General features: G+C 67.6%; 5 protein-coding genes. 2 read left to right on the top strand and 3 right to left on the bottom strand.

The window, feature by feature from the left end; all coding sequences use genetic code 11:
- Positions 1 to 100: 100 nt before the first annotated feature.
- Positions 101 to 451: a hypothetical protein gene (locus tag NI18_RS19185; protein WP_037532403.1), complete on the top strand. Its 351-nt coding sequence runs from the start codon at positions 101 to 103 to the stop codon at positions 449 to 451.
- Positions 452 to 568: 117 nt separating this feature from the next.
- Here the strand turns inward: NI18_RS19185 and pyrC are convergent, their stop codons facing one another.
- On the bottom strand, positions 569 to 1603 hold the full coding sequence (gene pyrC / locus NI18_RS19180; RefSeq protein ID WP_037532401.1) for a dihydroorotase: 1035 nt from the start codon (positions 1601 to 1603) through the stop codon (positions 569 to 571).
- A gap of 82 nt (positions 1604 to 1685) precedes the next feature.
- Here pyrC and NI18_RS19175 point away from each other — a divergent pair, with 82 nt between their 5' ends.
- Positions 1686 to 2459 (top strand): folate-binding protein YgfZ, encoded by a 774-nt coding sequence (locus NI18_RS19175; protein WP_037532399.1) that lies wholly within the window; start codon positions 1686 to 1688, stop codon positions 2457 to 2459.
- 419 nt (positions 2460 to 2878) lie between these two features.
- Here the strand turns inward: NI18_RS19175 and NI18_RS19170 are convergent, their stop codons facing one another.
- Both NI18_RS19170 and NI18_RS19165 read right to left on the bottom strand, forming a co-directional pair.
- Positions 2879 to 4003, bottom strand: a complete 1125-nt coding sequence (locus NI18_RS19170) for an OmpA family protein (RefSeq protein ID WP_037532397.1) — start codon at positions 4001 to 4003, stop codon at positions 2879 to 2881.
- A gap of 118 nt (positions 4004 to 4121) precedes the next feature.
- Positions 4122 to 4425 (bottom strand): DUF2793 domain-containing protein (locus tag NI18_RS19165; protein ID WP_037532405.1); only part of this gene is annotated, 304 nt, incomplete at its 5' end.

Below are 4425 nucleotides of genomic sequence, written 5' to 3'. Positions count from 1 at the left end.
CCGCCTGCGGGAGAACAGCGTGTGCGGCGGGCCGCCGGCCACCCACGGCGACACCAGCCCCCGGTAGCGCCCACCCCCACAATCGCCTAACGCCACGCGAATGGCCAAACCCGACCGCCTCGCCCGTCTCGACGCCCAGCGCGAGGACCTCGAAACCGAGTATCGCGCAACGCTGATCGCCGCGCTGGAGAAAACCGCGAACGGCGCGCTCGGGCTGTTCGACCGCAGCAGCGACCGCCGCGTCCGCACCGCGATCGCCCCGACGATCGCCGCGCTGCGTGAAATGGGCACCGAGATCGACGCGATGCGCGACCGGCTGATGCTCGACCCGTTCGCGCTCCACCGCGACTTCTTCGCCGCGCGCGGGCCGGTCAGCGCGAGCGCACCCGGCGAACAGAAGGAAGCGCGGCTCTGGCTCGACCGACTCGCGGAGGAGGATCCGGCGAACTGACCCCCCAACCGTCATCCTGACGAACGTCAGGACCCAGGGTCACGAACGCCGTCGCTGCTGGGCTCTGGATCCTGACTTTCGTCAGGATGACGGGAGAAGGGAAACGGACGGCGCCCCTTAGCCCGCGAACCGCCACCCAGCATCAGTCCCCGCCAGGAACGGCACGACCGACGTATCCCCCTCCCCGACCCGCTCGGGCACGATCACGCTCTCGCGCACCAGCGTCACCGTGCCCTCGTTCAGCGGCAGCCCGTAGAAGCGCGCGCCGTGCTCCGACGCGAACCCCTCGAACCGGTCGATCGCGCCCTCCGCGTCGAACACGCCGAGATACGCCTCGAGCGCGAACGGCGCGTTGAAGATCCCCGCACAGCCGCAGCCCGATTCCTTCGCCCCCACGACATGCGGTGCGCTGTCGGTGCCGAGAAAGAAGCGCGGGGATCCCGACACCGCGGCCTTCCGCACCGCGAGCCGGTGGGTCTCGCGCTTGAGCACGGGCAGGCAATAGGCGTGCGGCCGAAGCCCGCCGTCGAACAGCGCGTTGCGGTTGATCAGCAGATGCTGCGGGGTGATCGTCGCGGCGATCGGATGATCCGCCTCGGTCACGAACGCCGCGGCCTCGGCGGTGGTGATGTGCTCGAGCACGATCTTCAGCCCCGGATAGTCGCGCGTCAGCGGCGCGAGCGTCCGCTCGACGAACACCGCCTCACGGTCGAAGATGTCGATGCTCTTGTCCGTCACCTCGCCGTGGATCAGCAGCGGCATGCCGATCCGCTGCAGCGTCTCGAGCACGCCGGTCAGCGCGCGGATATCGGTGACGCCGTGCGCCGAATTGGTCGTCGCATGCGCAGGGTAGAGCTTGCACGCGGTGAACACGCCCTCGGCATGGCCGCGCTCGATCTCCGCCGGATCGGTGCCGTCGGTCAGATAGCAGGTCATCAGCGGCGTGAAATCGGCACCGCCGACCGCGGCGAGGATCCGCTCGCGATAGGCGCGCGCGGCGGCGATCGTCGTCACCGGCGGGGTGAGGTTGGGCATGATGATCGCGCGCGCGAACTGCCGCGCGCTGTGCGGCGCGACCGCGTCCAGCATCGCGCCGTCGCGCAGGTGGAGATGCCAGTCGTCGGGGCGGCGGATCGTGATGCTGTCGGTCATGCGCCCTCCTACCGACGCGCGGCTGACGACGCCAGACGGTTGCGCGCCTTGGAAATCGCCGGGCACGCACTAGGTGAAAGGGATGACCCAGCCCGACAGCGCAACCCGGCCCGACACGGCCACCTGCCTCGCCGACCGCGCGGTGCTGCGCATCGCGGGCGAGGACGTCCGCGGCTTCCTGCAGGGGCTGGTGACCGCCGACACCGCGTTGCTCGCGCCCGGCGCGCCCGCCTGGGCCGCTTTGCTGTCGCCGCAGGGCAAGGTGCTGTTCGACTTCATCCTCTGGGCGGACGGCGCCGATGTGCTGGTCGATGTCGAAGCCACGCAGGCCGAGGCGCTGGCGAAGCGACTGACGCTCTACCGCCTGCGCCGCGCGATCACGATCGCGCCCGATCCGCTCCATGTCCACTGGTCGCCGACGGGGACTGAGGGCAGCCCCGATCCGCGGCTTCCCGCGCTCGGCCACCGCTGGCTCGCCCCCGCGGACGCAGCGGCAGGCGATGCGTCACCCGCCTGGCACGCACACCGGCTGTCGCTCGGCGTGACCGAAGGCGTTGCCGAGCTCGGCAATGGCGAGACGCTCTGGCTCGAATGCAATGCGCGCGAGCTGAACGGCGTCAGCTTCACCAAGGGCTGCTATGTCGGCCAGGAGAATACTGCGCGGATGCACCACCGTTCGAAGGTCAACCGCCGCCTGGTCGTCGCGCCCTTCACCGAACCGAGCAGCCGCACCCGCGTCACCTATCCCGACCTCGCCCTGATGATCGACCACCGCCGCACCGACGCCCTCGGCGACGCGCTCATCCCCACCTGGCTCGCCCCCGCCCTCGAGGCCGACGATCCCCCCACGTCGTAAAACGCCGCCGCCAGGCGCAGTGATTAGCATCTCACGCGAAGGCGCGAAGGCGCAAAGATTGCACGTCAGCCGGCTGACCGCCCCGACCACGATCAGCGAAGCCGCGCCCCGCCGCCCGGCGGCACACAAGAAGGCAGCCCCAAGATCTTCGCGCCTTTGCGCCTTCGCGTGAACACTTCCAACGCACGCCCATGCGCGACCGCGCCGAAGCATCCCGTGCGGCACGCCAAATCCTGCCCAGACCTCCGTGATGCACCCCCGCGGCCCACCCCAAAAGGCTCCGCGCCTCCGCGCCTCCGCGCGAACCAAACTTCTTCCCGCCCCAAAGAACAGCAGACAAAAGAAAAAGGAGGCCGGCTCGCGCCGACCTCCCCGATCTTTTCCCGCATCCGATCCCGAAGGACCGGAGGGCGGAAGTCTTACTGGCCCGAACCCGGACCGTAGGTGACTTCCACGCGACGGTTCTGCACTTCGCGCACGCCATCGGCGGTGTCGACGCGCGGACGGCTCTCACCGAACGCTTCGGTCGAGATCACGCCATCCGGGATCGCATGCGACGACAGATAGGCGCGGACGCCGTCTGCACGACGCTGCGAGAGACCGACGTTGTACGACGCCGAACCCGACTTATCGGCGTGGCCTGCCAGCATGACCTGTGCGTTGCCGCACGACTGGTACTGCGTGACGGCGTTGTCGAGGATCGACGCAGCCTCAGGCGTGATGTCCGACTTGTCCCACTCGAAGAACACGATGAACGGACCAGGCGAGCAAACGACCTCGACCGGCGCCGGCGGCGGCGGGGGAGCCATGGGCTCGGGTGCCGGCGGCGGGGGAGGAGGTGCCATCGGCTCGGCAGGTGCGCCGAAGTTGTACGTCACACCACCAAGGATGCTGTGCGAACGGTAACGACCGTCGAACAGGCGGTTGGTGTTGTCGACCAGCTTGACGTTCTCGGCGTTGAAGAAACGATACTTCAGCGTCGCGTCGATGTGGTCGGTCAGCGGTGCACGGATACCGGCGAGGCCCTGATAGGCGAACACGGTGTCCGAATCGTTCAGGAACGAACCGTTGTTGTTGAGGGCGTAGTTCGCCTTGACGCGAGCAACACCGACACCACCGCCGACAAAGCCCTGGATGCCGTCATCCGGACCGAAGTCCAGAAGGCCGTTCAGCATGAAGCTGAGTGCCGACGAAGAACCGCCAGCATAGTCATAGTTGCCAGCCGGTGCGTTGACGAGTGCGCCTGCGCCCGTGAAGTACGGCGTGGTCGTGGTCGACGAATAGCCGTCCACAGTAGCCTTGCGGTAACCGACTTCGGTTTCGAGGCGGAAGCCACCGAAATCGTAGCCCATGACTGCGTCGACGTCATAACCATAGTCATGGTCGACCGAACCGGCATTGTTCAGAGCACCGATGTCGTAATCGATGTCTTCAACGATCATCGCACCGCCTTCGATGCCAACGTACCACGACTTGTCGCGGGCGAGGGCAGGAGTGGCGAGTGCGGTGGAGGCGAGTGCCAGAACGACGGCAAGCTTCCGCATATAAATCCCCTTTCATGAGTGTCACACGGACATCGCAAACTCCCTATCCTTCGGCTTGTTTCCACGCAAGCGCACAAAAGTTCGAGGTGTTGCTGGAACGCCACAGTTTTTAGAGTGTTTAGGCGGCGATCAATCCGTGGCTCCTCAATAGCACCAGAACGGCGGAAAGTGTAGCCCGGGCGGACGTATCGACCACGGCTCCACCGACCGGATCGGCAATTGCCGCGCCTTGCGCGCCGACCACCTTGTTACCGCCGATCACGACTCGCCCGCCGGTGATATCGGCGGCTGTCCAGCCCGCCCCGTCATGCCGGATCAGCGTCGCCAGATCCTCGCGCCACACCGTCATGCCGGCACGCGGTGCGGCGAACCGCCAGCCCCCCGGCGTCCAGCCGCCAGCGCCTGCGCGTGGGGGCCCCCAG

This window comes from Sphingomonas sp. Ant20, from assembly GCF_000783375.1.
In the GTDB taxonomy this organism is placed as follows: Bacteria; Pseudomonadota; Alphaproteobacteria; order Sphingomonadales; family Sphingomonadaceae; genus Sphingomonas; species Sphingomonas aerolata.
Note: the sequence above shows the minus strand (reverse complement) of the source record. Positions and strands in the feature narration are given on the sequence as shown.

Coding starts and splice junctions, on each gene's coding strand:
- pyrC (WP_037532401.1), bottom strand. CDS start 1,603: ATGACCGACAGCATCACGATCCGCCGCCCCGACGACTGGCATCTCCAC.
- NI18_RS19170 (WP_037532397.1), bottom strand. CDS start 4,003: ATGCGGAAGCTTGCCGTCGTTCTGGCACTCGCCTCCACCGCACTCGCC.
- NI18_RS19175 (WP_037532399.1), top strand. CDS start 1,686: ATGACCCAGCCCGACAGCGCAACCCGGCCCGACACGGCCACCTGCCTC.
- NI18_RS19185 (WP_037532403.1), top strand. CDS start 101: ATGGCCAAACCCGACCGCCTCGCCCGTCTCGACGCCCAGCGCGAGGAC.